Here is a 25,839-nt window from a genome sequence, read left to right as displayed (position 1 = left end):
ACCTCTTCCCATTCCGAACAGAGCAGTCAAGCCCGCCAGAGCCGATGGTACTGCCGTAAAAGGTGGGAGAGTAGGTCGGTGCCGGTTTTTATACGGAGCCCCTTCAGATTTCTGAAGGGGCTTTTTTTGTTTATTATTCTTTTAATACCCTAACTGCCGGCAACCAAATGTACTGTCTGCTAAGTATAATTGGTTGGATGATGATGAGGCTTTTGCTTTGGAGCAAGAGGTGATGTTAGAGTTATGACACAAGAAAGACGAATTGGCTTATCAAGAATGTGGAGACCTTCGCTATGAAACGTATAGGAAATGTGATAAAATAAAAAGGCTTGCGTGTATAAACGCAAGCCTTTTTATTATTTGGATAAAAAAATTTTAACGTTATTTTGTGAGTTCTTCTGCGATAGCTACACCGATTTCTGCGGGAGATTCTACAACACGTATGCCACATTCACGCATAATTTTCATCTTCGCGGCAGCAGTATCATCTGCTCCACCTACAATTGCACCAGCGTGTCCCATGCGGCGTCCCGGAGGCGCTGTTTGTCCCGCAATAAAACCGACAACTGGCTTGGTACCATGTTCTTTAATCCAACGTGCTGCTTCTGCTTCCATGCCGCCGCCAATTTCTCCGATCATGATGATACCCTCTGTTTCAGGGTCGTTCATTAGCAATTCTACAGCTTCTTTTGTTGTTGTGCCGATGATTGGGTCTCCACCGATACCAATTGCTGTTGTGATACCTAAACCTGCTTTTACCGTTTGGTCCACCGCTTCGTACGTCAATGTTCCCGATTTGGAAACTACTCCAACTTTTCCTTTCTTGAAGATAAAACCAGGCATGATGCCAATTTTAGCTTCTTCCGCAGTGATGATACCCGGACAATTTGGTCCGATCAATCTGGATTTTTTATCGCTTAAATATGATTTTACTTGAATCATATCTTTCGTAGGGATACCCTCTGTGATACAAACAATAACTTCAATACCTGCTTGAGCTGCTTCCATAATCGCGTCAGCGGCAAATGCAGGGGGAACAAAAATGATGGAAACGTTAGCACCCGTTGTTTCTACCGCATCTTGTACCGTATTGAACACCGGACGATCCAAATGAGATTGCCCTCCTTTGCCGGGAGTAACGCCCCCAACTACGTTTGTCCCGTACTCAATCATTTGAGATGCGTGATAAGTACCTTCATTTCCGGTAAAACCTTGTACAATTACCTTTGAATCTTTATTTACTAATACACTCATTTTTTCTGTTTTTTTGCAAAGCAAATCTACCATTTTGCAATGACTTCTAAAAATTAAAGCTTATGCTATTCGTCTTTTTTTTTCTTCATTTTCCCAGTACCTTCTAGGGTTACAAAAATTTGAATTTTTGGACAAATTGCCATAGCACAATTCCGATAGTAACCGATACGTTTAGAGAGTGTTTAGTGCCAAATTGAGGGATTTCAATACATCCGTCTATGGCTGGCATGACCTCGTCAGAGACGCCGTGTACCTCATTGCCGAATATCAAGGCATATTTTGTTTGTGGATTTGTTTCAAAGCTTTGCAATGCAATGCTTCCAGAAGCTTGTTCTACTGCAAGGAGCGTATAACCTTCTTTTTTCAATTGTCTAATAGCAGTTGTCGTGTCTGGATAATATTCCCAATCAACGGACTGCGTTGCACCTAACGCTGTTTTTTCTATTTCTCGGTGTGGAGGCATACCCGTGATACCAGATAAAATAATGCGCTCAACCGCAAATCCATCCGCAGTGCGGAAGGTTGATCCGACATTATGCATGCTGCGTACATTGTCCAATACGACGACGATCGGAATTTTTTCTTTATTTTTGAAAGAATCGATGTCATCCCGATTCAGCTCTTCCATTGATAGTTTTCGCATGAGCGAAATTAAAAAGGAAAGATTAAAAAAAGAACAATAGCATAATATTTTCGAATACATTTTGAATATTGGAAACGATATGTTATTTTTGCATTCCGAAATTGGTATAAGAAAGAAAATAAAATTAGCTAAGAGAAATGGCAAATCATAAATCAGCGCTTAAAAGAATTAGAGCAAACGCGGCAAAACGCTTAAGAAACCGTTACCAAGCAAAAACTACTCGTAACGCAATAAAAAAATTACGTAATACAACAGATGCTGAAGAAGCTAAAACGTTGTTACCGAGAGTTGTTTCTATGCTTGACCGTTTGGCTAAGAAAAACGTTATCCATAAGAATAAGGCTTCTAATAACAAATCCAAGCTAACTAAGTTAGTTAACAAATTAGGTTAATTTGAAAGTTATTCGTTAAGAATAAAAAAGGGATGTAAATTAATACATCCCTTTTCTTGTTGGCTTTAGCAATAGAACGCTGCTATAGGAGCTTTTGAACAATCTCGTTCAGCTTAGCCTCGTTATCCTTATAAGAAGATAAATCGTATAGTTCTACTTTTCGGAAATCGATTGGGTGACTCTCGCTTTGGAGATAAATAAATCCTTGATCTAAAAGTTTACCGTCTGTTTTTTGGGCCGCATCATAATTTTCTACGTTTCCTCCTCCGATTTGTGGCTTATTGTATTCCAGTACTACTTCTCCTTCTAATATGTGCTGGATAAGCGAGTCGCCTAATACCAAGAAATCAGCTGTTACCCATTCATCTCCATGATAAGTTTTTGAGGTTGAACTGAGACAGTGTGGTGTGTAAAGTGAATCGAGAATCATTACATTCGTTCCGGGGGTGCAGAGGTTTGATGTTGTGCGCTTATCGCTGCCGTTTCCACCGAGAAGTTGTCCTTCGATGGATATCGGAAAATCTTGATCTTTTAACATCGTGTTTGGATCCTGCCCATGAAGCATGGCTCCGCTGTTGCGAAAAGCCCAGCCCTCACCTCCTTTAATCTGTTCATCAACGAAACGGTATTCAATCCGAAGCAAATAATAACTATAGGGTGTATTATACGCTAAGTGGCCATATTGTTTGTTGAATTCCTCGTAGTTATCATAACGTACTTTCAACAAACCGTCTTCTACACGAAATGTGTTAGCATAGTTCTCGCCTACTTCATGTAATCTGATTTTCGGTGTCCAATCGTTAATGTCGCTACCATTGAAGAGTTGAATTGGTTGAGGCGTTTCATCGTCCGATGATGCCGTTTTACTTCCTGCCGAAGAACAGGCGACTAAAATGGTTCCTGTTGCTAATACCGATAGAAGGTTGAGTTTGATGTTCATGCGTTTGGTTTAAGGATTATAATAATAAATTTTTATTTTTGACATATTCACTGGGTCTTACCCCAATAACTTTGTTAAACGTATTACTGAAAGTTGGTAAGCTGCTATAACCAACTCGCATGGCTACCTCATTCACGCTCGCTTTTTCGTCCAAAAGCAGTTTTAGTGCAGTCAGCATGCGAAGGATGGTGTAATATTGGATAAAGCTCATATTTAATTCTCGCTGAAAAAGACGGGCTAAAGTTCGCTCGCTAATCTCAAATTCGTTCGCTAGGTTTTTAAAGCTGATATTCTCTTCTATCCGTTGTTCCAAATAATTGACAATCGCTTTTAGTTTTTCATGCTTCGGATAGGGAAGTGCTAAAGGTAATTCGGTTTGCGATATTTCCGGAAGGATTAACTTGAAAGCTTTCGCAATAGAAAATTTAGCGTCTTCGTCAGGAAATATGTTGCCTGTCCAGCGATTGGTAAACATAATAAACTCGATCAAAAAATCATTGACAGGGTAAATGTTTACGTTGTCATAAAAATCAGTGTCGGTATCAAATTTGGGAAAATATAAATTTCGCATTACGACCTCTGGACTACTAGGATAAATGCTGTGTCTTATTCCGCCGGGAATCCATATGTAGTGACGTGCGGGTAGAAAGTAAGATTTCTCTTCAGTTCTTAAAAAAACAATTCCTCCTTCGGTATAAAGAAACTGCCCTTTTATATGGCTGTGTTCCGAAATGAAGCTTTCTCCCATAAGTGCATGGTGGCAATAAATACTATTTTCGAAAGTATCGACTTCCGTCATATAATATTTGTCTACGTAAAGCGTTCTGTCCATTATTCTTTTTAAGTAGGAGGCATAAATTTCTCGTTTTTTAATGATATAACCAAAAAAGTAGAAGACATACGCAAATTTGCTTATCTTACATCTTGTTGACGAATAACAATAACTTAGTATGAAAGAGGAAAGAATAAAATTCGAAAGGTTAAAAGAAAAAGTAATGACCGTACAAGAAGCTGTCGGTTTTTTTGAGAATGATATGGTGATTGGTGCCAGTGGCTTTACGAAAGCAGGAGACAGTAAAGTTGTCTTGGAGGCCTTGGCAGAACGCGCGAAAACGGAAAATATAAAAATTACACTAATGACCGGTGCATCGTTAGGTCATGATACAGATGGAAAGCTTGCAGCAGCAGGAGCTTTAAAAAAGCGAATGCCGTTTCAGGTAGACCGTACGCTGCGAAATAAAATTAATGCAGGTGAAGTATTGTTTATCGATCAGCACCTTAGTGAGAGTGCAGAATTGCTACATAATAAGAATCTTCCGTCTGTTGATGTCGCAATTATTGAAGTAGCTTATATCGATCGAGATGGTGGACTTGTGCCCACCACCTCTGTCGGAAATTCAGCCACATTTGCTGAACTTGCAGAAAAAGTCATTATTGAGATCAACACTGCTATTCCAATGGAAATTTATGGTCTCCATGATATATATAAACCGGAGAACTATCCACATCGCAATGTAATACCTATTGTTGCTCCTTGGAATAAGATTGGGCGCAAGACCATCGCTCTTAATCCGGATAAGATTGTTGGAATCGTTTTTACAGAAAAAAAAGACAGTCCGGCAGAAATCGCTGAGCCGGATGCGAAAACTACAGCCATAGCCGCCCATATCTTAAATTTTTTTGAGAATGAAGTCCAGCTAGGGCATCTTAGCGATCGGCTTCTGCCTTTGCAAGCAGGTATTGGAAAAGTTGCTAATGCTGTATTGATGGGGTTTAAAAATAGTAATTTTTATGATTTAACGATGTTTTCTGAAGTATTGCAAGATAGCACATTCGACTTAATTGATAGTGGGAAATTGTCATTTGCGTCGGCGTCGTCTATTACGGTGTCTGAAGCCTGTTACGAGCGGATATTCGGTAATTTGCAACGATATCGGGATAAAATCGTACTTCGTCCCCAAAATATTTCCAATACACCCGGTCTCATCCGTCGCCTGGGCGTTATTGCCATCAATACGGCAATTGAATTTGATATTTACGGAAACGTCAACTCTACGCATATCGCTGGTTCAAAAATTATGAATGGTATTGGTGGCTCGGGTGATTTTGCGCGAAACGCGTACCTCAGTATTTTTGTGACGCAAGCAGCTTCCAAAAATAATACGATTTCGCATGTGCTACCTATGGTGTCGCATGTGGATCATACAGAACATGACGTTGATATTTTGGTTACTGATATTGGTCTAGCGGATTTGCGCGGACTTGCTCCGAGGGAACGCGCCCAAAAAATTATCGATAATTGTGTTCATCCGGATTTTAGAGAAGAGCTTCAATCCTATTTTGATAGGGCGTGTGAAAGAGGGGGGCATACGCCTCATTTACTGGAAGAGGCCTTCAGCTGGCACTTACGGCTACTGGAAACCGGTACGATGAAGAAATAGGTTGTTAACGTGTTAAAACAAAAAGCACATCCCCGTTTAAGGATGTGCTTTTTCTACTACAACATATATTGCTTTTATCTTTGTCCTGGCAGATAGATCTGGAAACCAACACTGACACCAAGTCCGCTTTGTCCACCACCAGCGTTGATATTGGCTTTACTGTAGTTATAGCCTGCCATCACCTCCAATGCCACTGTTTGTGTAATAAAGTGTGCGTAGCCTGCATTTAATCCTAATGCCAAGGAAACATCACTTCCCGGCTTACTTCCGGCGATACCGATGTCACCTTGTCCAAAGAAGCGGCCGCTTGCGCTAGCCCCTCCCGGGAAGTAATAGCGTACAAAAGGAGAAATCCCATAGTTATAGACATTGTCTTCATCCTTTACGGCGGTTAATCCTAAGCTAGCTTGAGCACCGATCGCCAGACCGTCTGTTACAAAATAACCTGCACGTGGATTTAGGTTGATATTGAATGCGTCGCCTTCAAAGCTGTAACCGATATTTCCTATAGATCCACCGACCATCCAATTACCTTGTCTAATAGGCTCTAGACCCACGTTGGCTGATGTCTGCGGTGTGGTCTCTACACGTTGTGCTTGTGCGCTAATTGCGAAACCTCCTAGTAAGAGGCATAGAAATGTAAACTTCTTCATATTATGATCTATTACGTTAAAATTATTCTAATCTGATTTAATAACGTTCTATGATGATAATTGTTTGAAGTAATTTAATAAACATACAATAATGTAGCGAAGTAGCGACGTCTTCTATGAAAACGCTAATTGATAAATGGAGAAGACAGATCGCGTTGTTTACTATAATAGTCCAATGTTTTCGCCGCTTGAAATGGCCTGTCTGTACTCAATATGTCGGCTCCGTTTTCAATATATTCCGCGTAAACCTGTTCCCCCCTTTGCTGCGCTTGGCGATCCAGGTTTCCCATGGTTCCCAAAATGCAGAGGATACCGTGCTGATGCAATAGATCGGTAAGTTTTTTATCTACTTGCGACGTACCTATAAAAGCAACAAGTCGGGTATCCGGAATGTCGAAGTCATTTAAACGTATCAGGTCTTCGACACTTTTTATGGAAGCTGAAATCATTAAATCCGGCGCTAGATTATGTACTACGGCCGCTTGTTTGGCACTGTAGGTGATAATAACGCAATACGCTTCGGATTTCGTTTTTCTAATGGCATCGACGACGAGCTGATAAGGCACGTTCTTTTTTACATCTAATGTGAAAATAACCTTACCTAACCCCCATTGTAACGTTTCTTCTAAAGTTGGGATGCCGTAGTTGGTCACCGTTCCGGTCGGATCTTTTAGACGTAGATTTTGCAGATCTGCGAAGGAGTGTCGATTTACCTTTCCCTTTCCCGTAGTGGTGCGGTCTAATGTCTCATCGTGCATTAAAACCAGAACAGAATCTTTTGTGAGCGCTATGTCGCACTCGATAATGGCAGGCATTTTCGAGGCCACCCGTTGGAAGGTCTCGATAGCATTCTCGGGATAGTCGATATCCGGTCCGCCCCGGTGTGCACTAACTAAAGGAATCCTGTTTTCCGAATAGGTGAGAAAACGATACAAATCTTCTTTTCCTTTAAAATTAAATACCTGCTGTATGTTGCCGGTTCCAAGAGTATCTGTTGCAGTATTGCTTCTGAAACAACTACAGAAAAACAACAAAAACACAAGAAGCAAATAGTGGTTATTTATTTTTTGCATAGGTTTCAATGAATTGGCGTATCGTATCTAAAGAAGTATTCAATTGATCAATATGGATATGTGCCTGTTTGTAGAATGACTCTCTTTCAGACAATTTTTCTTCAATAAATTGTAGAAGAGCCTCATCGCGCAACCCATGTAGAGCGGGACGGGAAGCGATATTTGATTGTTGCAACCTACTATACAACGCTTTGGGTGTGAGATATAGGTAAATCGATATCCCGTTTTCCAGAATCCACTGCATGTTATCAAAAAAACAAGGACTACCACCCCCTGTTGAAATAACCGCCCGTTCTCCCTGTTGCTCTTTGAGCAACTGACTTTCTAATTCGCGAAATTTCAGTTCGCCGTGGTGTGTAAAGTATTCGGGTATCGACATGCCGACACGCTCTACAATCAAATGATCTAAATCAATAAACTTTAAGTTTAGATGGCCGGCCAGCTTCTTGCCTAAGGTAGTCTTCCCACTACCCATAAAGCCAATTATAAAAATGGGTTTATCCATTATTTTGCTAAATAATCTTCTTCCAATTCTCTTTTTGAAGGGAACGTGATCTTTGACCATTTTTTAATTACCGTTCCGTTTTGCAATAACAATACACCAGGATTAGAGCGAACCATACTTTTAAGAGGGATGGCATCGGCGTAGAACGTTTCCAGTACGAGATCCATTTCATCCTGAAGACCTCTTGCTACTTCGGGCGAACTGGTGGTTAATAATAGTGCGCGGAGGTTGTAATCTGTCGCTAAATCGCGAATCGTGGTATTAATACGATCCAACGCGATAATGTCTGCTAAAGATAGTTTGTCTACATAAGTGCATACCACCACAAAGTTGTAATAAGGGTTCGTTATGATTTCTTGCGTTACATCATTTCCTTCTGAATCTGATATTAACAAATCCGGGATGGGGATTTGGTAACCTTTTTTGACAAGCTTTGATGTGGGCTCGCCAACAACTTCCCAGTTGTCATCTTCCCAGATGCCATCCATATATTCTTTATCGGTCACTTTTTTCACCTCTCCGGTTTGTTGATGTTTGATTTCGTAGAGGTGCTCATATATGTCCCCTTCTTCTCCGTCAGGAAGTACCATTAATTCTGGTATATTATTTCCCTCTTTATAAGGAAGGAAGTCTATAAAAGGAAGAAAGTAAATGGTATAGACACCTATTCCAAAAGATAAAAGTATTACCAACGTACTGACGAGACTTCTCGTAGTCTGGTTAGAAAGAATAGGCTGTATGCGAGCCCTATACTTGAAGATGACAAGTACGAATACCAATAGAATAACATCTTTGATAAACGATTGCCAAGGTGTCAGCGGGATGGCATCACCAAAACAGCCGCAGGAACTTACAACCTCAAAAAAAGCGGAATAGAATGTAAGGAAGAGAAAGAATACCGTCAACAGTAATATACCCCATGCTACTTTATTTCTGTAAAATCCCAATAACAAGAAGGCTCCGAGAACGATTTCTAAACCGCAAATAAGGACAGCAATCCAGACACTATAATCGTTGAGGAAATCCAACTGGAAGACAAGAAAGTATTCTTCCAGTTTATAACCGAAACCTGTAGGGTCATTGGCCTTGATAAAACCCGAAAAAAGGAAAAGTATACCAACAAATATCCGGCTAAATCCCAATGCAATATCAACGGTGCTCGTATTTTTTTTTCGCGTAGGTGTAAAGTTCGTTTCCATGAGTCTATTTTTGTTCGGCAAGTCCTAGTTTTATAAGTGCAAAAACAGCATAGTTAAGCATGTCTTGATAATTTGCTTTCAGCCCCTCCGATACAAGGGTTTGTCCATCATTATCTTCAATTTGTTTGACCCGATGAATTTTCATCAGAATAAGGTCTGTTAAAGAAGAGATGCGCATTTCTCGCCATGCCTCGCCATAGTCATGATTTTTGGCAAACATTAAGTCACGTGTCTCATCTACCTTGTTGGTATACTGTCTGTCTACAACATCATACGCCAGGTTTTCATCTGCATCGTCAGCTAACTCCAACTGCATCATCGCAATCACACAATAATTGACGATACCGATGTATTCCCCTAAAATGTCTTCCCCGACTTTGGAAACTTTTTTAACCTCCAGTGTCCGTATGCGTTGTGCTTTGATATAAATCTGATCCGTTATAGACGGTGGACGCATAATCCGCCAAGCAGTACCGTAATCTTTTGTTTTCTTTAGGAATAAATCCTTACAATGTTTTATAACGTTATTATACTCGGTAGTCGTGTCCGTCATCGTTGCTTATCTTTTCTTTTGATCATTGTACGAACTACAAATATAATTAGAATATGTTTAAGGGTTAGGTCAAAAAAAGGTACAATTTGCTATAAACGAAAAAATTCCGTTCTTTGAGGTATGAAAAATTAGATATAAGGACAGGCCGATGAAAATATTTAAACCAGAGATACGTGAAGTGCGTATTATCCGTTACATCCAACCTTTTCGAGAAGGCGGATCGTTGCCTGCTTTGGTGGATGCGGACGATGGATTTAGCTATGTCATTAAGTTTCGCGGTGCAGGGCAAGGGAAAAAGGCACTGGTAGCGGAGCTGATAGGAGGTGAGCTTTGTCGTTTCTTGGGGCTTCGTATGCCCGAATTGGTCTTTGCAGACCTCGACGAATCCTTCGCACGTATGGAACCGGATGAGGAAATACAGGACTTATTACGTTTCTCGATTGGAAAAAATTTAGGGATGCATTTTTTGAACGGCGCGATTACGTTTGATCCGAATGTCGACGAAATAAGCGAAGAAGAAGCTTCCAAAATTGTCTGGTTAGATGCACTGCTTATGAACGTAGACCGTACCGTACGAAATACCAATATGTTGATATGGCATCAAGAGCTTTGGTTGATAGACCACGGCGCGTCACTTTATTTTCATCACGCATGGGATAATTGGGAAGAGCAGTTGGAAAAGCCGTTTATACAAATAAAGGATCATGTACTGCTTAAGTTTGCGTCAAAGGTAGAAGAAGTCGATGCGCGGTACCGGTCTCTTTTTACACAAGAAAATTTGTGGAATATATTGCAGGTTGTGCCTGATGAATGGTTGGTAGACGAGCATCGGGAATTGAGTGCAGACGATGCCCGCAGAGTATATATATCTTTTTTGTTGGGAAGATTGGCCCATTCGGCAAACTTTATAAAACAGATACAACATGAGCGAGAGAACACTGTATGAGTATGCTATCGTACGCGTAGTCCCTCGCGTGGAACGTGATGAGTTTATTAACGTTGGCGTAGCACTCTATTGTCGAAAACATCGATATGCACAAGTCAAGGTTTACATAAACGAAGCTAAATGTAGATCGCTTGATCCGGATATTGATTTAGAATTGATCATGAAGCATCTGGATTCTTTTCAACGTATTTGCACTGGAGATAAAAGAGGCGGAAAACTGGCCACTTTAGAACAAGCAGAACGCTTCCGTTGGCTAACAGCAAAACGAAGTACCATTATACAATGTTCAGTTGTACATCCTGGTCTATGTGTTTCGGCGGAGAAGACCCATCAAGAACTATTTGAAAAATTAGTGCTTTAGAAGGCGCTATTTTTTTAAAAGGAATCTTAAATTTGAAAAAACACTAAACCTCACAGATAAAAAATGGAAGAATTTTATCAACATATATATCAAAAGCAAATGGAAGTCCAAGACATGCCGAGCAACGCCCGTATCGCAGATTGGGCTATGCATGTGCTCCATTTGCTATTTCCAGAAAGACAATCGTCTCATTTTCAGGATGCGGGTGACGTCCGTAAAGCTTTTGAAGAAGCCGAAGAAGAATTGTTGGAATTGTTGATGAAAACAAAAGCATGTTCGCATTGTGACAACAAACTGATTGCCCGCCGTTTTTTGAAAGAGCTCCCGGCTATTTATGATGTGATGCTCACGGATGCGCAAGCGATTATGGATGGCGACCCCGCTGCACGCAGTTTACGGGAGGTTATACGTACATATCCCGGTTTTACAGCGATATGTGTTTATCGCCTGGCACATCAACTGTGGAAATCAAACGTGCCGCTTATCCCACGTATATTAACCGAACATGCACACTCCAAAACAGGAATCGACATCCATCCGGGAGCCCGAATAGGCCGGTATTTATATATTGATCACGGAACTGGTCTGGTGATAGGGGAAACTTGTATCATCGGAGATCATGTCAAGCTATATCAAGGCGTAACACTGGGTGCATTAAGCGTGGAGAAAAATATGGTAGACACCCAACGCCATCCTATGATCGAAGACCATGTCATTATCTATGCAGGAGCTACGATTTTAGGAGGACAAACGGTGATTGGTCATCACTCCGTCATCGGCGGAAATGTATGGTTGACTTCTAGTGTAGATCCTTATACCACCGTGTACCATCAACCTAATTCTAAATTTATTGACTCAAAACCTATCGCATAATGGGAAATTTGATAGAGGCCATTGGCAACACTCCTCTTGTGGAAATTACCTCCTTCCATGACAATTCCAACGTCAAGATTTTTGCTAAAATGGAAGGAAATAATCCAGCTGGCTCGGTGAAGGATAGAGCGGCATTGAATATGATCCGCTCGGCGCTAGAAAGAGGTGCGATTACAAAAGAATCGAGATTGATTGAGGCTACCTCGGGTAATACAGGTATTGCCTTGGCAATGATTGCAGGCCTTTATGACCTAGAACTGGAATTGGTTATGCCCGCTACATCTACGCGCGAACGAACATTAACGATGGAAGCGTACGGTGCGAAGGTAACGCTATTGGATAATATGGAAACCTGTCGTGATTATGCCGAGGAAAAAGCAGCTTCTGGTGAATATTTTATTTTAAATCAGTTTGCAAACCCCGATAATTATAAAGCTCATATCAAGACCACGGGACCAGAAATTTGGCGTGATACAGAAGGAAAGATTACACATTTTGTAAGTGCTATGGGAACAACCGGTACGATTATGGGATGTTCGATGTTCTTAAAAGATAAGAATCCAGCTATCCAGATTGTTGGTTGCCAGCCGACGGAAAAATCTTCTATACCCGGGATTCGTCGGTGGCCCGAAGCCTATCTTCCAAAGATTTTTGATGCTTCGCGGGTAGATCGGGTAATTGATATAGCTGAACAGGACGCCGTCCAGCGCACCCGAGAATTGGCAAGAAAAGAAGGAGTTTTTGTGGGAATGAGTACAGGTGGGGCATTTCACGCAGCTTTAAAAGTTGCTAGCGAAATCGATGAAGGTATTATTGTCTTCATTGCATGTGACCGAGGGGATCGTTATTTAAGCTCAGATTTATTTGGATAATCTCTCTCCAAAAATTTTTTCAAAAAATATTTCATTTTTTTACTAAGGTTTTTCCAAGTCGTTTGTATATACTCTTACCAAGGGAATATAAAAGATGGACGACATTTCTGACGTTATAATTTTGATAAGGAAAAAGATGGCTGGCACGATCAGTGATCAGGAACTGCTTTTTCTGGAAAAATGGGTAACGGAAAGTCCATTGCATGCAGAATTGTTAAAAAGAGCAGAAGACGAAGAGATCGTCTTAGAAGATATCCGGGATTGGTTAGCACTTAGAAATGGAGAACGAAACGGTGTATGGGATGAACGACTGAAATCCAAAACGCTGTATAAGATATATGCCGACAGTAAGAACAGCCAAATATACCGCATGTCCATTTTCCGCAAACTTCTACCTTATGTTGCGGTGCTATTAACGATATTGACGTTCATTTTTATATATTATCGTAGTCATGTATTGACAGAGCACTATGTTGAAATACATGATCTAGCTCCGGGAACGAACAAAGCGTTGATAACCCTTTCGGATGGCAGCTTCATCGAATTGAGCGACGACCAGGACGGAGTAGTTTTGGGTGAGGAGCTGACTTACGAGGACGGCACATCCATAATACGACTTAGTGATGAGGAGGTCGTATATTCCACCATACAAACGCCTAGAGGGGGACAGTATCAGATTACCTTGGCCGATGGTACTAAAGTATGGCTAAATGCGGAGACAAAGCTAACCTATCCTTCACACTTTACGGGTGGATTAAGAATGGTAGAGTTGGAGGGAGAAGCCTATTTTGAAGTAAAACCCTTTACTACACAAGGTCACAGAATCCCTTTTTTGGTCAAAACGGCACAACAAGAAATTGAAGTACTCGGTACCCAATTTAATATCAAGGCTTATGCTGATGAGGAAGGAGATACCCGTACTACCCTAGTAAAAGGGGCGGTGTTGTTGCGCGCAGCTGGTAACGTCCTCCCACTAATGCCGGGCGAACAAGGGCTTAACGATGGACGGGCGTTAAGTAAGAAAAAGGTGGATGTCAGCTCATATATAGCATGGAAGGATAACCGGTTTATGTTTGAAGAGTTAGAGTTACGCGAAGCACTGAAAATACTGAGCCGTTGGTATGATTTTGATTTTCAGATTGATCAGACCGTGAAGCACACCTATCTATATGCCAGTATCAGCCGAGGTAAAAGTCTAAAAGAGGTGCTCAGAATTATCGAAAGTAGTGGAATCAAATTTAGATTAGAACGTTTGGGAGAAAAGAATAAACTAACAATTTTTAACTAACTAGCACAAAAGTCATGATGAATTAGCACAAATGCCAATAGAAGAGTAGGTCCTAAAAAACGGACAGTGCGCCAACACTGCCCGCCATTGTTTTAGCGGTCTATCGTAATTATTTATCTCTGGTTTAAGAGAAATTCTTCATTTTAACAAATTACAATATGATCTAAACCGTACAAATGTATGAATTTTAACACAAAACCCGAAGACCTGAAGGGGTCTTCCGTAAACCGTTTTCTCCTTATTATGAAATGGATCGTTGCACTTATCCTGCTGAATATGACCACCGTAATGGCCGAGGGGGTTGCGCAGGACATTTCCTTGAAAACGAATGGCATGTCCTTGTTGCAGGTTATGAAGGCCATACAACAGCAAACTGGATATGAGTTTTTTATCAAGAGCAGAGAGCTGGGCAGGATCAAGGTCCATGCTGATATTGACGGTCTGCCTATAAACCAGACTATGCAAGTGTTGCTGCAAGACAAAGCCGCTACCTGGTTGCTTGAGGGCAATACCATAGTTATCAAACCTCGCCCCAACACGGTTGCGAGGAGCAAGCCTCTGGTGCCGGTAAGAGAACCTGTCCGCGTCGTTTCGCCCCATCAGCAAAATAAAATTACCGGTAAAGTGACGGATGCGTTTGACGACACGCCGATTGCTGGCGTGACGATCACCGTACAAAGGCAGCAATTAGGCACGATGACAGATGCCGACGGTATTTATGAACTCGAGGCCAATCAAGGCGATTCTCTGATCTTTTCGGCTATTGGCTATTTAGCGGATACCGTGGTCGTCGGTCGGGTTCGGTTGATTAATACGCGTCTTTCAAAAGATACTGAGGAGCTCGAGGAAACGGTAGTTGTTGCCTTTGGTAAGCAAAAGAAAGAAAGTGTGGTGTCGTCAATCACCACCGTTAACGTGAAAGAGTTGCGTACGCCGTCTAGCAACCTGACGACTGCGCTCGCCGGTCGCATGGCGGGTTTGGTAGCCTACCAATCTACCGGCGCTCCGGGCGAAGAGGATGCACAATTCTTTGTGCGTAGTGTTACTTCTTTTGGGAGTGGGTTGACATCTCCGTTGATTTTGATTGATAATATTGAAATGACCTCCAAAGACCTCGCCCGATTAAATCCGGATGATATCGCGAGTTTTTCGATTTTGAAAGATGCATCGGCAACAGCGTTGTACGGAGCGAGAGGGGCTAATGGTGTAGTTTTAGTGACGACGAAAGAGGGAGAACGGGGAAAGGTGAAGGTTTCCTTCCGGCATGAAAGCTCCCTTTCTACGCCAACAACGAAGGTTGATATGGCCGATCCGATTAGTTATATGGAATATGCGAATATCGCAAATATGACAAGGCACGGCGAACTAACGTATCCACAAAGCAAGATTGATTTCACCCGCGACCCGAATAGAAACCCGAATGTGTATCCAGCTGTAGATTGGAAGGATATGCTAACGAGGGATTATTCACTGAATCACCGAACAAACCTCAATCTTACAGGGGGAGGGAGTGCCGCAACATATTATCTGGCAGGATCTTTTTCGCAGGATAACGGTATCCTAAAGGTCGATAATAAGAACCCTTTCAATTCAAATATTAACCTGAAAAAATATACGGTACGTTCCAACGTGAATTTGAATTTGACGAAAAACTTAGAAGCAAAAGTCCGCTTGAGTGCGAATTTCGATGACTATACTGGCCCTATCGGTGAGTCGGGGAGTGGAGGTGCGAACACCTATGGAAAAACCTTACTGGCTAATCCAGTACTCTTCCCTGCATACTATGAGCCAGATTATAATACACAATATGTTGATCGAATTTTGTTTGGTAATAATGCCGGCAACGACTTCGGAGAGGGCAGCCCGGGATATTTAAATCCCTACGCAGATATTATGCGAGGCTATGAGGATGTGCGAAACAATACCTTGCTTACACAGTTAGAATTGCACCAGGATTTAGGCTCTTTTACAAAAGGTTTAAAGGCCCGCTTTATCGGTAGTATTACACGCTATTCAGGTTTTAGTCTCCGGCGGAGTTATGACCCTTTTTATTATCAATATATAAGAGGAACGTATGATCCAAGTAACAGCTTTCCTTATCAATTGGCGGCATTAAATCCGGAGGATGGCTATGATTACATTGATTACCAGGCGGGAAGTAAGTTTGTTGAAGCAAGAGGATATGCAGAGGGCGCTTTGTTATATAATCGTTCCTTTGGCAAGCATGATGTGGGCTCCTTATTGGTAGGCTCGATTAAAGATCGTTTGGATGGCAGTGCGAATAATTTAGACTCGTCGTTGCCATCTAGGAATGTAGCGTTGGCAGGTCGCTTTACTTATGGTTATGCGAATAAATATTTTGCCGAGCTTAATTTCGGGCTCAACGGATCGGAGCGTTTTGATCCGCGTTTTCGTTGGGGGTTTTTCCCTTCCATCGGATTAGGCTGGCAAGTTTCGGATGAACCCTTTTGGGACAACTTACGAAATGCCGTACCTAAATTGAAGCTTCGTGGTACCTATGGTTTAGTCGGTAACGACGTCATTGTGTCTGATTCTGATCGTTTTTTCTTTACGTCCAACATCAACCTAAACGGGCCAAATGCAGGCTATTTCGGGAATAATTTTAACTCGCTTACTAGTCGACCAACGATAGAGGTGTTGCGCTATGCTAACCCAAATATCACGTGGGAGGTTTCTTACAAAACGAATTTAGCTTTAGAGCTAGGGTTATTCAATAACGACTTAGAATTGATTGCGGAAGTGTATCATGAAAACCGGACAAATATTGTGCAGGTACGACAGGATATTCCATCGATCGTAGGCTTGACGTCCAATGTGCGAACTAACTATGGGGAAGCGATGGGGAAGGGGCTTGATTTGACCTTAAATTATAATAAATCCTTGTTCAATGGGATGTGGTATATACTGCGGGGTAATTTTACCTATGGAACCTCGGAAATCACCGTGTATGATGAGTTGGATTACTCCGGTGTTGCACCTTGGCGCTCCGTTGTAGGACGAAAAGTAGGTCAGTCCCAAGGATATGTTGCGGAACGTCTATTTATCGATGACAACGAGGTGTTGAATTCACCAGTGCAGATGGTGAATGGCAGCAATGCATTATATCAGGCGGGCGACATAAAATATAGAGATATCAATAACGACGGCGTTATCGACCAGTTTGATATTGTTCCCATGGGTTATCCAACAAATCCAGAAATCCAATATGGTATAGGTGGGTCATTCGGATTTAAAAATTTTGATATTTCTGCCTTTATTCAGGGATCTTCCCGTTTTTCCTTTTTTATGAATGCTAGTGCCATGGCGCCTTTTGTATCCGTGACCTCCGGTGGAATGCGAGGGGATCGGGCGATGCTGAATTTTATTAAAGAGAGTTTGTGGACTGAAACAAATAGAGATCTCTATGCACAATGGCCACGCTTGTCACCAGATGCCGGAAATGAAGCGATAGGTAACGCTAATAATTTTGTGAATAGTAATTATTGGCTTCGCTCAGCCAGTTATATTCGCTTGAAATCTGTCGAAATGGGATACAAAATAAATGATTTTTATGGACTGAGCCCGCGGATATATGCCAGTGGCACGAATCTTTTTACCCTTTCTGCTTTTAAGTTGTGGGATCCCGAAATGCGAGGGAACGGACTTTCTTATCCCTTACAAAAGGTATTTAACTTAGGGGTTCAGGTTAATTTTTAATAACAAGTTAGAACGCATTGATATGATAGTCAAAAATAAAATATACGCAGCGATAGTAGTCTTGTTATTGACCGCTGTGGGATGTAATAAATACTTGGATATATTGCCGGACGATAAACCGGTTTTGGAGGACGCATTTAAAGATCGGTATAACGCAGAGAAATATTTGTTTACCTGCTATGGAAGTCTTCCTGTAGTTGCAGATCCGATCAATACGCTTGGCCTTTCCGGAGGTGGTGATGTGGTATACGATCCGTTGAATACGCCTGGAGGGAATACTGCACATATTACCAGCACCACCCTGCTATTCTTTAACGGAAATAATACGGCAAACCCTTATATGAATTTCTGGGATGGTGAGAATGGTGCAACCAAAAATATATGGCAAGGGATACGGCATTGCAACGTATTTCTGGAGCATATTGGTCAGGAAGATGGAGGCCCTAGAGATATGGATGAAATGGAACGGGAACGGTGGATCGCTGAGGTGAAAACCATTAAAGCGTACCTTAATTTCTATTTGTTTCAACTCTACGGCCCAATTCCAATTGTGGATAAGGTGATTCCTATTGCCGCAAAGGGCGAGGAATTAGCTTTTTACCGAGAGCCGGTTGATCAGGTAGCGGATTATATCGTCAATTTGTTGGACGAGGCGATTGAATCTTTACCCGTTGTCGGGGAGATCGATCCGGCATCGGAATATGGTCGTTTTACCAAAACGATTGCGCGGAGTATCAAAGCCAAGACGCTGGTCCTTGCTGCCAGCCCTCTTTTTAACAACAACAACTATTATCGTGGCTACACCGATAACCGTGGAGTAGAGCTTTTTCCGGAGGGTGATAGTCGGGAAAGATGGCAACGAGCTTTGACAGCGACTGATGAGGCGGTACGTTCTGCCGAGGAAGCCGGATATCGTATACTGATCAGTGCCGATGCCGGTTCAGGCGCTATTCCGGATGTGAATAGTACCAATATTAACGATACGACCAAAGCGATGATTAGCCTGCGTCAGGCTGTTACCCAGCCTTGGAATCAGGAAATTATTTGGGCGACGAATGCGAGTACACGGCAGTTGCAGCGCTTTGCCAGTATGTTAAGCAATTCCGAATGGGATAATATGGCCGGCTCCGGTGCCCCGGATATAGGACAACGGCATGCACCTACATTGAATGTGGTGGAGTCTTTTTATTCAGCTAACGGAGTACCCATAGAGGAAGATGCCGAATGGGATCAAAATGGCTGGTATACGAATCGTTATACAACGCAATTGCCGGAGGCAGATCATATCAAGTTTTTGATAAAAAGTGGACAAGAAACAGCATTGTTACACCATAATCGTTCCCTGCGATTTTATGCTTCCGTAGGTTTTGACGGTGGTATTTGGGAAGGCCGTTCTGAACCCTTGTCGAATCCGGCTTTTCCGAATTTTATGCGGCACATGGGAAGTGGCTTTAAATATGGGGTAGAGTACGGTTTTTATCCTTTATCGGGTTATCTGGCGAAAAAAATGGTGCATCTCAGGACAACGTATACCGCAACGCGGGTAGAATTAATTTACGAACCGTATTCTTTTCCGATTATTCGCTTAGCAGATTTGTATTTGCTCTTGGCCGAATGTCTTAATGAGGTCGATGGACCTCCTGCGACAGATTCCCAAGGAAACGACGCCTATCATTACCTAGATGTCCTTCGTGCTCGTTCGGGAATGGAAGGCGTGGTCGATAGCTGGCAAAAATATGCCTTAGGGCCGTATAAATCTAAACCGCAGAACCAAAACGGACTGCGGCAGATCATCCGCCAGGAGCGTCTCAATGAACTGGCTTTTGAAGGGCATTATTATTATGATGTGCGTCGCTGGCTTATAGCAGAGGAAGTGTACAATCAACCTATTTTGGGTTGGAATAAAGAAGGCGAAAATAAGGCTGATTTTTATACCTTGAAAGTGCTTTTGCAGCCGAGGTTTTCGATGAAGGACTACCTCATGCCGATAAAAACCAATACATTACTTCAGAATAGAAATCTTATACAAACCCCGGGATGGTAATTAATTGATAGTGAAAATGAAAAACAATAGAATATATGCAATCCTAATGCTGATTATCAGTATGATGGCGGTCTCCTGCATGGACTCCTATTTAGGAATAGAACAACCTGATTTTGGTACGGATACGCCCGAAAAATTGACGGTGAATCGTGTGGTGCCGATGGCCGGAGCCTTAGAAATTCATTTTAGTTTGCCGGCGGGAAATCCGAATCACGCACAGGTGGTGGCTACCTATATCAATAAGGCTGGCAATCAGGTGGAATTCAAAGTGTCGCGTTATAGCAATACGATTTTGGTGGAAGGTTTTACCGGTACCGATGAAGTCACGGTGGATTTGGCGGTCATGGATGAAAGCGGCAACAGATCGGATATTACGCAAGTACGTGATAAGCCTTTGCTGTCGCCGGTGGAGGTTGCTCGGGCAAGTTTGTTGGCTACGCCTGCTTTTGGTGGTGTAAAACTGGAATGGGACAACAAAGAGGCCTTGCCTTTTGCGATCCATGTGTTGACGGAAGATGAAATACAACTGGGGGTGAAAACGTTGATTGAAGACCCTTCTAAAACGATTTATAGTTCGGATTCCGTCAATACAGCTACTTATTTGAGACAATACGATAATGTGGAACAAACCTTTGGATTTGCGTTGTCGGATAAGTGGGGTAATCGGACGGATACCCTGATTGAAATGATCACTCCTTTTAAGGAAGATATCATTGATTATAATTTGGTAGAGGCGGTTACTTATTTCAATCCAACTTATGGGACAACAAGTAAAGATTTTGCAGAATTTGGAGTTGATCCGGTAACAGGTTTGCTAAACGATGCCACCACCCATAGTGCAGGCTTTGCGCCGATAACCATGTTTAACGGCGTAACGACCGCAAATAACTTTTTGGCGCGTAAGTTTTACGAGGAATCTTCGGATGGGCAACGTACATATATCGACGATGTTTACGTAACGTTTGACTTGCGCCAAGATTTACGACTTAGTCGTGTGCAACTTTACCCACGTCCATCGTCTAGTTACCTGTATTCTCGGTCGAGTGTAAAGCGATTCAGAATATGGGGAACCGATGATGCCAATGCATCGCGTTGGTCTAAGTTTCCGGAAGGGTGGACGTTAATTGGTGAATACGAAGGTAAGATGCCGGCCAATTCAGCAAGTATCACGCAGGAAGAGACTGATTATTTTTATAACAGACAGGAATACGCAATCTCCGAGGACAACGTAAGCTTAGAAGCAATTCCTACCGAGTCGTTCCGTTATATGCGGCTTCAACTTATGGAAAGTTATACGGCAAACGAGAACTTCTATACCATCAATGAGTTCAAAATGTTTGGGGAGGTATTGAAGTATTATTAATCAAAAAAGAATGTTGACAATGTATAGGTATATAAAACAAATGACAATAAGCTTGTTGGTGTTTACGGGAATAAGCTGCGATGACGCAGATGAATTGCTGAATCAGCACATCAAAGACGGACCGATTATATATGCAGGGAAAATTGCAGAATTGGAAGTGAGATCAGGTTATGAAAAAGTGGGCGTTCGAATTCTACCTGTGGAGGATGTGAACAGAGCACACTGTGTGTTGAGATGGAACGCTGCTTCGGGTAATCCGGATTCGGTAAAGGTGAATTATGTGCCGGAAAACTATGATGAAGATTTGGACAGTTATTATGCTGAATTGGATATGTCCGGTATTGAAGGGAATGTTTTGATCGAGGCCTGGAATGTGGATGCTTTTGGAAACAGGTCATTACTGACGGATCAAGGAGGTTTTGTGTATGGTCCGAACTATGTAGGAACATTGTTGCACGCCACGCCTCGATTTATTTCTGATGGTCAAACGATCGAATTCGATAATCGGGTAGGGGTTGTCGATAATTTGGTCAGTTACGAGCAGAGCAACGGTCAGTTTACGGAGGAGGTGCGTGTCGTAGAACGCTTAGAGCTGCATGATGCTAAACCCGGAGGGGTCGTGCGGAGTAAAACACGATATCTAATTAATGAAAGTGATATTGATACACTTGTGACGCCAAGCTATCTGGAGACGGTTATTCCATAAAATTCTACTGAAGATGAAAAATATATTCACCACGTTGATTGCGCTTATCATGATCGTGCAATCCGGTTTTGCGCAGAAACTTGAACGCGCCACCAATACTGCCATAGACTCGATGGCGGCGTTTCGCAAAACATCGCCTTTGCGCTTGGATGAGAAACGCTTAGCCTTTTTACATCAGTTTCAGCGCTATTCGGATGGTTTGGAAGCTAGTACGTTTAAAGCCTATTTAGCCAAGCCAGAAGACGAAGCTGAGCAAATGGAAAAAGAAGTTCCGATGATTTACTGCTATCGGGAAGCTTTCGATAAAGTGCTGGATGAGGTGAAGAAGACCAAGTTAAAAAAGGGAACAGCCCGGGTTTGGTTATTGTATAACATGGGATTTGTTGTAAAGACCCCCTCTGGCTGTTTTGGTATCGATGTAGAACACCGATTGGCCGAACAATTGGAACCTTATCTGGATTTTCTTTGTATCACGCATAACCATGGTGATCACGCGCATGTGAAGCTAATGGAAGCAATGACAAAAGCCGGTAAGCCAGTCATTACAAATTTCTATAAAGGCTGTGCGGAGTATTTGTCAACAACGGCTACAAGTTATCAGATTGGTAAGTTTACCGTCCGAACAGATATTTCCAGTCATTTAAGAAGTCCTAAACTTCTCGATTTCGTGATGTCTTTGCGTATAGATTGCGGTGCCGATGGGGGAGGCTTCTCGCTATTACATTGTGGAGATTCTGGTTTTGAATCCGATCGCTTCGGTAATGTACAGGGTGATGTCGATATGCTGATCTTGCGTTGGGGCGCGCCAAGGGAAAATGATATTATCGGCACTGCAGAGGGATTGGTTAATCCAAAATATGCAGTATTATCGCATCTGATTGAACTACGACATGAACCAAAGGGGCAAGCGTCTATCACGCAGACCTTGAAGCATCTTACCGGCGTAGACTGCGAAAATACGATTATGCCTTTTTGGGGCGAGCAGATGGTTTGGAAGAATGGAAAATTGATTAGATGAAAAGTAACTTTTCTTAACAAAAACATAACGGCTCATTCTCAAGCTAGTCATATTTATTTTTGTTATTTTGCTTCTGTTTTTATACTAGATATGAAAAACCTGAAATGCAATTATTAGAGAGCAGAAAATACCTTGATATGCTACGAGCCGGTGAAGAAGACGGACTGCTGTTTTTTATGTTGCAGTATGGCGAACAGTTGCGTTTTTTTGCATATAAAATTACCAAAAATAGAGAGGCTTCGGAGGAGATTGTTTCTGAATCATTTTATAAGTTGTGGCAAGGACGTGAAAAGGCCGTATCTGTAGAAGCAATCAAATCCTTTCTGTACCTGACGGTCCGCAATGCCTGTTATAATCATATAGGTTCTTCGTATCATAAAACAGTTGATTTACGGGAAGAGCTGTTGGGGGATATGGTAGAGACGAGGACAGATATACTCACGCATATCATCTACACAGAGCTGATTGATCAGATTGTTGCAGAATTGGACACGCTCCCCACACAACAGGCAGAAGTGTTTCGCCTGTCTTATCTTGAGGGACTGGGCACACTGGAAATTTGCGAAACCTTAGGAACTACTGCGAGCAATGTATACTTTGCCAGGTCAAAAGCCCTTTCAGCTTTACGTCTGATATTTAAAGAAAAAGATATCAGTTTTTATACCGCCTTTTTAGTGTTTACATTCTTGACTAATTTTTAATCCCCTTTATTTGTTATCTCTACTCCAAATTTCATAGATAGGGTCACCTTTTGAGCTCAAGCCGCTGTGATGCCAAGTTCCGTCTTTTAATTCGCCGTCAAAACTCAGACTAGTACCAACACGCGAATTATCTCGTGAGAAAAATAGGATGTGTTCACTATATTTGCCACTAGTAAACGTATAATGTCCTCCTCCTGTACCGGAAAAAGTCTTCGCTCCTGGATCTATAGCCATCCATTGGAAATAACCATCCACTAAGAGCTTAATGGTTTTGCGGGTACCACTTTGGTGTATTTGAACGAGGTCGTTGCCTTGTTTTCTTCCGGTTATCCGCCATAACCCATCCAAATCTTGAGCTTTAGCCGCTTCTTTTTTCCATGCCTTTCCAGATTGTTCCTGTAAACCGTCTGCATTTGCAGTCAAAGCCCAGCTTTTTGTTTGGCCAATAGCACCGACATCGGCATCATCATATTCAACTTGAACGTTTAGTGCTCCATCTTGATACGTGTAAGGGCCACCGAAAGTTGATATATAAGCGTTGTTTTTATAGGTCGTTTGAGAAGAATATCCATCAATAAACATCCAAACGATATTTGCGTCATCTTTTTTCGCTGTATATACACCTTTAAGATTTGCCGCCGTCTGTGCCATAATCAATGTAGCAAAAAACAACAAAACAGCCGATAAAATTAATTTCTTCATGATATGTCTATGTTGGTTCAATATAAAAATAACAAATTAACATGAAACATGTTTTTTTGTTCAATTTTCAGTTTTCCATCACACAAATTATAACTTTGTTGGTTTTAAGATAATAATGAAGTTACTACGCTATTGTTTCTTGTTGACGGTGTTAGCACTGTATAGCATCAATGCGAATGCGCAACACTTTGGCAACTTACATCATATCGATACAACAATACAGCTGCTGGATACCAGTCGGCAGGCGCGTTGGGGGCAGCATGTGCAGGTTGATCCGCTACCTCGCTTTACTCGTACAACAGAAGAACCTAAAAGAGAAAAGAAATTTTGGAGAGCAGGTGTTGAATGGTTTTTAACACAGGCTTTTCCTGCAACATTCAATCGGTTTATTACGAAAGATCCTTATTCGTATATCAGTTTTAAAAATTTTATTGACCATCAGCGATTCTCTGCATGGGATTGGGACGACAACCAGTTTACGACCAATCATTTAGATCATCCTTACCATGGGCAGCTATATTTTAACGCATTTAGAAGTAATGGCTACAACTTTTATCAATCCAGTATCGCTACGTTTGCCGGGAGTTATATTTGGGAAACTGGTGGTGAAACCCAAGCACCTTCTATTAATGATCTAGTAAATACCACATATGGTGGAATCATTCTGGGGGAAATGACACATCGGATTGCCCGTAATATTTTGGGAAGAGGTAGTAGGCATTCCCATTTAAGAATTCCGAATGAAATAGGCGCATTTTTTGTTAATCCGGTGAATGGTTTAAATCGGCTGTTGGATGGTAAATGGGGCAAGGTTGACGAATACAATGCTGTCGATTCTTCCACGATATGGGCAGAAGTCAATATAGGAGTGCGTCGATTCGACGCACGGGAGGGCGATGTCTTGGAGAAAGGAAAGAATGGATCGTATGGAAGACTTCGACTATGGTATAGTAATGGTCCCGAAAACATCAAACGTCCGTTTGACCAGTTTTACGTAAACCTGGAGTTCGGAAAAGGTGATAGTACATTTATTAATGCGGTCAATGTTCATGCACTTTTGTATGGTAATAAGTTCTTTAAAACCAAGCGCGGGGAACATTATGGCGTATTGAGTGCGAATTACGACTTTTATAATAATGATGCCTTTTTTTACGGCGCACAGAATTTGATGTATAGTTGGAACTCGGCGTTTCGATATAAAAAGCAGAATAGGCTCAATATGAGTATGGGTGTCGGAGCAATTTTGTTAGCAGCTGTACCAGATCCCTATTTACTATATGGTGCAAGCCGGAATTATAATTACGGTTCGGGGGCTGGGTATCGCTACCGTGCTGAGTTAAGTATACTGAACCGTTTGCTTATTACAGGCGACTACAACGGTGGTGTTTTTTTTACCGTTAGCGGAAACGAATCGTATTATATTCTGCACGCTGCTACACTAGAGGCCAACTTACGCATCATCAAGAACTTCTCCTTAAATGTAAGCTCCGGTTATTTTGCATTGGAAGGACATTTTGAAGACGAGCAATATACCGACTTTGCCCGGAGCTTTCCCTTTGGACGATTATCCATTGGATATAATGTCAGGTTTTAGC

The 25,839-nt window shown here is 41.9% G+C and carries 24 protein-coding genes and 1 rRNA gene; 15 read left to right on the top strand and 10 right to left on the bottom strand.

All coding sequences use genetic code 11. The features are described 5' to 3' along the window. Positions 1-87, top strand: a 5S ribosomal RNA gene (gene rrf, locus C5749_RS09190); the annotation flags it as partial. Positions 88-381: 294 nt separating this feature from the next. Here the strand turns inward: rrf and sucD are convergent. Both sucD and C5749_RS09180 read right to left on the bottom strand, forming a co-directional pair. Further along, positions 382-1,254 carry a succinate--CoA ligase subunit alpha gene (sucD, locus tag C5749_RS09185; RefSeq protein ID WP_105718501.1) on the bottom strand — a complete coding sequence of 291 codons (873 nt, stop codon included), beginning with the start codon at positions 1,252-1,254 and terminating at the stop codon, positions 382-384. A 109-nt stretch (positions 1,255-1,363) separates the two neighbouring features. Further along, the gene (locus C5749_RS09180; RefSeq protein WP_105725036.1) at positions 1,364-1,897 is read right to left on the bottom strand and encodes an RNA methyltransferase; all 534 of its coding nucleotides are present in this window, start codon (positions 1,895-1,897) and stop codon (positions 1,364-1,366) included. Between the two features lie 137 nt (positions 1,898-2,034). Between C5749_RS09180 and rpsT the strand changes: the two genes are divergently transcribed. Next, a complete protein-coding gene (gene rpsT / locus C5749_RS09175) occupies positions 2,035-2,289 on the top strand; it encodes a 30S ribosomal protein S20 (protein ID WP_105718454.1) in 255 nt (84 codons plus the stop codon). Positions 2,290-2,371: 82 nt separating this feature from the next. On the opposite strand, the gene C5749_RS09170 is transcribed toward rpsT, so the two are convergent. Together C5749_RS09170 and C5749_RS09165 are read right to left on the bottom strand one after the other, a co-directional pair. Continuing rightward, positions 2,372-3,229: a 3-keto-alpha-glucoside-1,2-lyase-like domain-containing protein gene (locus tag C5749_RS09170; protein WP_105725034.1), complete on the bottom strand. Its 858-nt coding sequence runs from the start codon at positions 3,227-3,229 to the stop codon at positions 2,372-2,374. Between the two features lie 16 nt (positions 3,230-3,245). Further along, positions 3,246-4,061: a helix-turn-helix transcriptional regulator gene (locus C5749_RS09165; RefSeq protein WP_105725032.1), complete on the bottom strand. Its 816-nt coding sequence runs from the start codon at positions 4,059-4,061 to the stop codon at positions 3,246-3,248. Between the two features lie 118 nt (positions 4,062-4,179). On the opposite strand from C5749_RS09165, the gene scpC reads away from it, so the two are divergent. Further along, positions 4,180-5,670, top strand: coding sequence for a succinyl-CoA:acetate CoA-transferase ScpC (gene scpC / locus C5749_RS09160; RefSeq protein ID WP_105725031.1), 1,491 nt, complete (start codon positions 4,180-4,182; stop codon positions 5,668-5,670). Between the two features lie 74 nt (positions 5,671-5,744). On the opposite strand, the gene C5749_RS09155 is transcribed toward scpC, so the two are convergent. The 5 genes from C5749_RS09155 to C5749_RS09135 form a co-directional block, all read right to left on the bottom strand. Further along, a complete protein-coding gene (locus tag C5749_RS09155; RefSeq protein WP_105725029.1) occupies positions 5,745-6,323 on the bottom strand; it encodes a porin family protein in 579 nt (192 codons plus the stop codon). Between the two features lie 125 nt (positions 6,324-6,448). Then, on the bottom strand, positions 6,449-7,396 hold the full coding sequence (locus tag C5749_RS09150; protein ID WP_105725027.1) for a glycerophosphodiester phosphodiesterase family protein: 948 nt from the start codon (positions 7,394-7,396) through the stop codon (positions 6,449-6,451). Next, a complete protein-coding gene (locus C5749_RS09145; RefSeq protein WP_105725025.1) occupies positions 7,380-7,901 on the bottom strand; it encodes a shikimate kinase in 522 nt (173 codons plus the stop codon). Before C5749_RS09145 ends, C5749_RS09150 begins: the two co-directional genes overlap by 17 nt. Further along, entirely contained in the window at positions 7,901-9,100 is a 1,200-nt protein-coding gene (locus C5749_RS09140) for a BT_3928 family protein (protein WP_105725371.1), read from the bottom strand. Before C5749_RS09140 ends, C5749_RS09145 begins: the two co-directional genes overlap by 1 nt. Positions 9,101-9,104: 4 nt before the next feature. Then, positions 9,105-9,653 carry a DUF1599 domain-containing protein gene (locus C5749_RS09135; RefSeq protein ID WP_105725023.1) on the bottom strand — a complete coding sequence of 183 codons (549 nt, stop codon included), beginning with the start codon at positions 9,651-9,653 and terminating at the stop codon, positions 9,105-9,107. Between the two features lie 148 nt (positions 9,654-9,801). Here C5749_RS09135 and C5749_RS09130 point away from each other — a divergent pair, with 148 nt between their 5' ends. The 11 genes from C5749_RS09130 to C5749_RS09080 all read left to right on the top strand — a co-directional run bounded on the left by C5749_RS09130 (position 9,802) and on the right by C5749_RS09080 (position 23,542). Continuing rightward, positions 9,802-10,599: a HipA family kinase gene (locus tag C5749_RS09130; RefSeq protein ID WP_105725021.1), complete on the top strand. Its 798-nt coding sequence runs from the start codon at positions 9,802-9,804 to the stop codon at positions 10,597-10,599. Continuing rightward, positions 10,577-10,960, top strand: a complete 384-nt coding sequence (locus tag C5749_RS09125; RefSeq protein WP_105725019.1) for a DUF3037 domain-containing protein — start codon at positions 10,577-10,579, stop codon at positions 10,958-10,960. Before C5749_RS09130 ends, C5749_RS09125 begins: the two co-directional genes overlap by 23 nt. A 63-nt stretch (positions 10,961-11,023) precedes the next feature. Further along, the gene (epsC, locus tag C5749_RS09120; RefSeq protein ID WP_105725017.1) at positions 11,024-11,833 is read left to right on the top strand and encodes a serine O-acetyltransferase EpsC; all 810 of its coding nucleotides are present in this window, start codon (positions 11,024-11,026) and stop codon (positions 11,831-11,833) included. Continuing rightward, a complete protein-coding gene (gene cysM, locus C5749_RS09115; RefSeq protein WP_105725015.1) occupies positions 11,833-12,705 on the top strand; it encodes a cysteine synthase CysM in 873 nt (290 codons plus the stop codon). Before epsC ends, cysM begins: the two co-directional genes overlap by 1 nt. Positions 12,706-12,841: 136 nt before the next feature. Continuing rightward, a complete protein-coding gene (locus C5749_RS09110; protein WP_181151322.1) occupies positions 12,842-13,993 on the top strand; it encodes a FecR family protein in 1,152 nt (383 codons plus the stop codon). Between the two features lie 180 nt (positions 13,994-14,173). After that, positions 14,174-17,710, top strand: coding sequence for a SusC/RagA family TonB-linked outer membrane protein (locus tag C5749_RS09105; protein ID WP_219847937.1), 3,537 nt, complete (start codon positions 14,174-14,176; stop codon positions 17,708-17,710). 22 nt (positions 17,711-17,732) lie between these two features. After that, positions 17,733-19,754 (top strand): RagB/SusD family nutrient uptake outer membrane protein, encoded by a 2,022-nt coding sequence (locus tag C5749_RS09100; RefSeq protein ID WP_105725012.1) that lies wholly within the window; start codon positions 17,733-17,735, stop codon positions 19,752-19,754. A 16-nt stretch (positions 19,755-19,770) separates the two neighbouring features. Further along, a complete protein-coding gene (locus C5749_RS09095) occupies positions 19,771-21,117 on the top strand; it encodes a DUF5126 domain-containing protein (RefSeq protein ID WP_105725010.1) in 1,347 nt (448 codons plus the stop codon). A gap of 40 nt (positions 21,118-21,157) precedes the next feature. Beyond that, positions 21,158-21,823: a DUF4998 domain-containing protein gene (locus C5749_RS09090; RefSeq protein WP_219847936.1), complete on the top strand. Its 666-nt coding sequence runs from the start codon at positions 21,158-21,160 to the stop codon at positions 21,821-21,823. A gap of 13 nt (positions 21,824-21,836) precedes the next feature. Next, on the top strand, positions 21,837-22,841 hold the full coding sequence (locus C5749_RS09085) for an MBL fold metallo-hydrolase (protein ID WP_105725006.1): 1,005 nt from the start codon (positions 21,837-21,839) through the stop codon (positions 22,839-22,841). Positions 22,842-22,945: 104 nt separating this feature from the next. Continuing rightward, entirely contained in the window at positions 22,946-23,542 is a 597-nt protein-coding gene (locus C5749_RS09080) for an RNA polymerase sigma factor (protein ID WP_105725004.1), read from the top strand. A 6-nt stretch (positions 23,543-23,548) separates the two neighbouring features. On the opposite strand, the gene C5749_RS09075 is transcribed toward C5749_RS09080, so the two are convergent. Beyond that, positions 23,549-24,244 carry a hypothetical protein gene (locus C5749_RS09075; protein ID WP_105725002.1) on the bottom strand — a complete coding sequence of 232 codons (696 nt, stop codon included), beginning with the start codon at positions 24,242-24,244 and terminating at the stop codon, positions 23,549-23,551. Between the two features lie 115 nt (positions 24,245-24,359). Here C5749_RS09075 and C5749_RS09070 point away from each other — a divergent pair, with 115 nt between their 5' ends. Then, positions 24,360-25,838 carry a DUF3943 domain-containing protein gene (locus C5749_RS09070; protein WP_105724999.1) on the top strand — a complete coding sequence of 493 codons (1,479 nt, stop codon included), beginning with the start codon at positions 24,360-24,362 and terminating at the stop codon, positions 25,836-25,838. The last annotated feature ends 1 nt before the right edge of the window (position 25,839 follow it).

Origin of the sequence: Sphingobacterium gobiense (genome assembly GCF_002980575.1) — a bacterium.
Lineage (GTDB): Bacteria > Bacteroidota > Bacteroidia > Sphingobacteriales > Sphingobacteriaceae > Sphingobacterium > Sphingobacterium gobiense.
This window is presented reverse-complemented; position numbering and strand designations above follow the sequence as displayed.

Coding starts and splice junctions, on each gene's coding strand:
- C5749_RS09180 (WP_105725036.1), bottom strand. CDS start 1,897: ATGCGAAAACTATCAATGGAAGAGCTGAATCGGGATGACATCGATTCT.
- C5749_RS09170 (WP_105725034.1), bottom strand. CDS start 3,229: ATGAACATCAAACTCAACCTTCTATCGGTATTAGCAACAGGAACCATT.
- rpsT (WP_105718454.1), top strand. CDS start 2,035: ATGGCAAATCATAAATCAGCGCTTAAAAGAATTAGAGCAAACGCGGCA.
- C5749_RS09095 (WP_105725010.1), top strand. CDS start 19,771: ATGAAAAACAATAGAATATATGCAATCCTAATGCTGATTATCAGTATG.
- C5749_RS09085 (WP_105725006.1), top strand. CDS start 21,837: ATGAAAAATATATTCACCACGTTGATTGCGCTTATCATGATCGTGCAA.
- C5749_RS09155 (WP_105725029.1), bottom strand. CDS start 6,323: ATGAAGAAGTTTACATTTCTATGCCTCTTACTAGGAGGTTTCGCAATT.
- C5749_RS09125 (WP_105725019.1), top strand. CDS start 10,577: ATGAGCGAGAGAACACTGTATGAGTATGCTATCGTACGCGTAGTCCCT.
- C5749_RS09145 (WP_105725025.1), bottom strand. CDS start 7,901: ATGGATAAACCCATTTTTATAATTGGCTTTATGGGTAGTGGGAAGACT.
- sucD (WP_105718501.1), bottom strand. CDS start 1,254: ATGAGTGTATTAGTAAATAAAGATTCAAAGGTAATTGTACAAGGTTTT.
- C5749_RS09165 (WP_105725032.1), bottom strand. CDS start 4,061: ATGGACAGAACGCTTTACGTAGACAAATATTATATGACGGAAGTCGAT.
- C5749_RS09090 (WP_219847936.1), top strand. CDS start 21,158: ATGACAATAAGCTTGTTGGTGTTTACGGGAATAAGCTGCGATGACGCA.
- C5749_RS09100 (WP_105725012.1), top strand. CDS start 17,733: ATGATAGTCAAAAATAAAATATACGCAGCGATAGTAGTCTTGTTATTG.
- C5749_RS09070 (WP_105724999.1), top strand. CDS start 24,360: ATGAAGTTACTACGCTATTGTTTCTTGTTGACGGTGTTAGCACTGTAT.
- C5749_RS09140 (WP_105725371.1), bottom strand. CDS start 9,100: ATGGAAACGAACTTTACACCTACGCGAAAAAAAAATACGAGCACCGTT.
- C5749_RS09150 (WP_105725027.1), bottom strand. CDS start 7,396: ATGCAAAAAATAAATAACCACTATTTGCTTCTTGTGTTTTTGTTGTTT.
- C5749_RS09110 (WP_181151322.1), top strand. CDS start 12,842: ATGGCTGGCACGATCAGTGATCAGGAACTGCTTTTTCTGGAAAAATGG.
- C5749_RS09105 (WP_219847937.1), top strand. CDS start 14,174: ATGAATTTTAACACAAAACCCGAAGACCTGAAGGGGTCTTCCGTAAAC.
- C5749_RS09075 (WP_105725002.1), bottom strand. CDS start 24,244: ATGAAGAAATTAATTTTATCGGCTGTTTTGTTGTTTTTTGCTACATTG.
- C5749_RS09080 (WP_105725004.1), top strand. CDS start 22,946: ATGCAATTATTAGAGAGCAGAAAATACCTTGATATGCTACGAGCCGGT.
- cysM (WP_105725015.1), top strand. CDS start 11,833: ATGGGAAATTTGATAGAGGCCATTGGCAACACTCCTCTTGTGGAAATT.
- epsC (WP_105725017.1), top strand. CDS start 11,024: ATGGAAGAATTTTATCAACATATATATCAAAAGCAAATGGAAGTCCAA.
- scpC (WP_105725031.1), top strand. CDS start 4,180: ATGAAAGAGGAAAGAATAAAATTCGAAAGGTTAAAAGAAAAAGTAATG.
- C5749_RS09135 (WP_105725023.1), bottom strand. CDS start 9,653: ATGACGGACACGACTACCGAGTATAATAACGTTATAAAACATTGTAAG.
- C5749_RS09130 (WP_105725021.1), top strand. CDS start 9,802: ATGAAAATATTTAAACCAGAGATACGTGAAGTGCGTATTATCCGTTAC.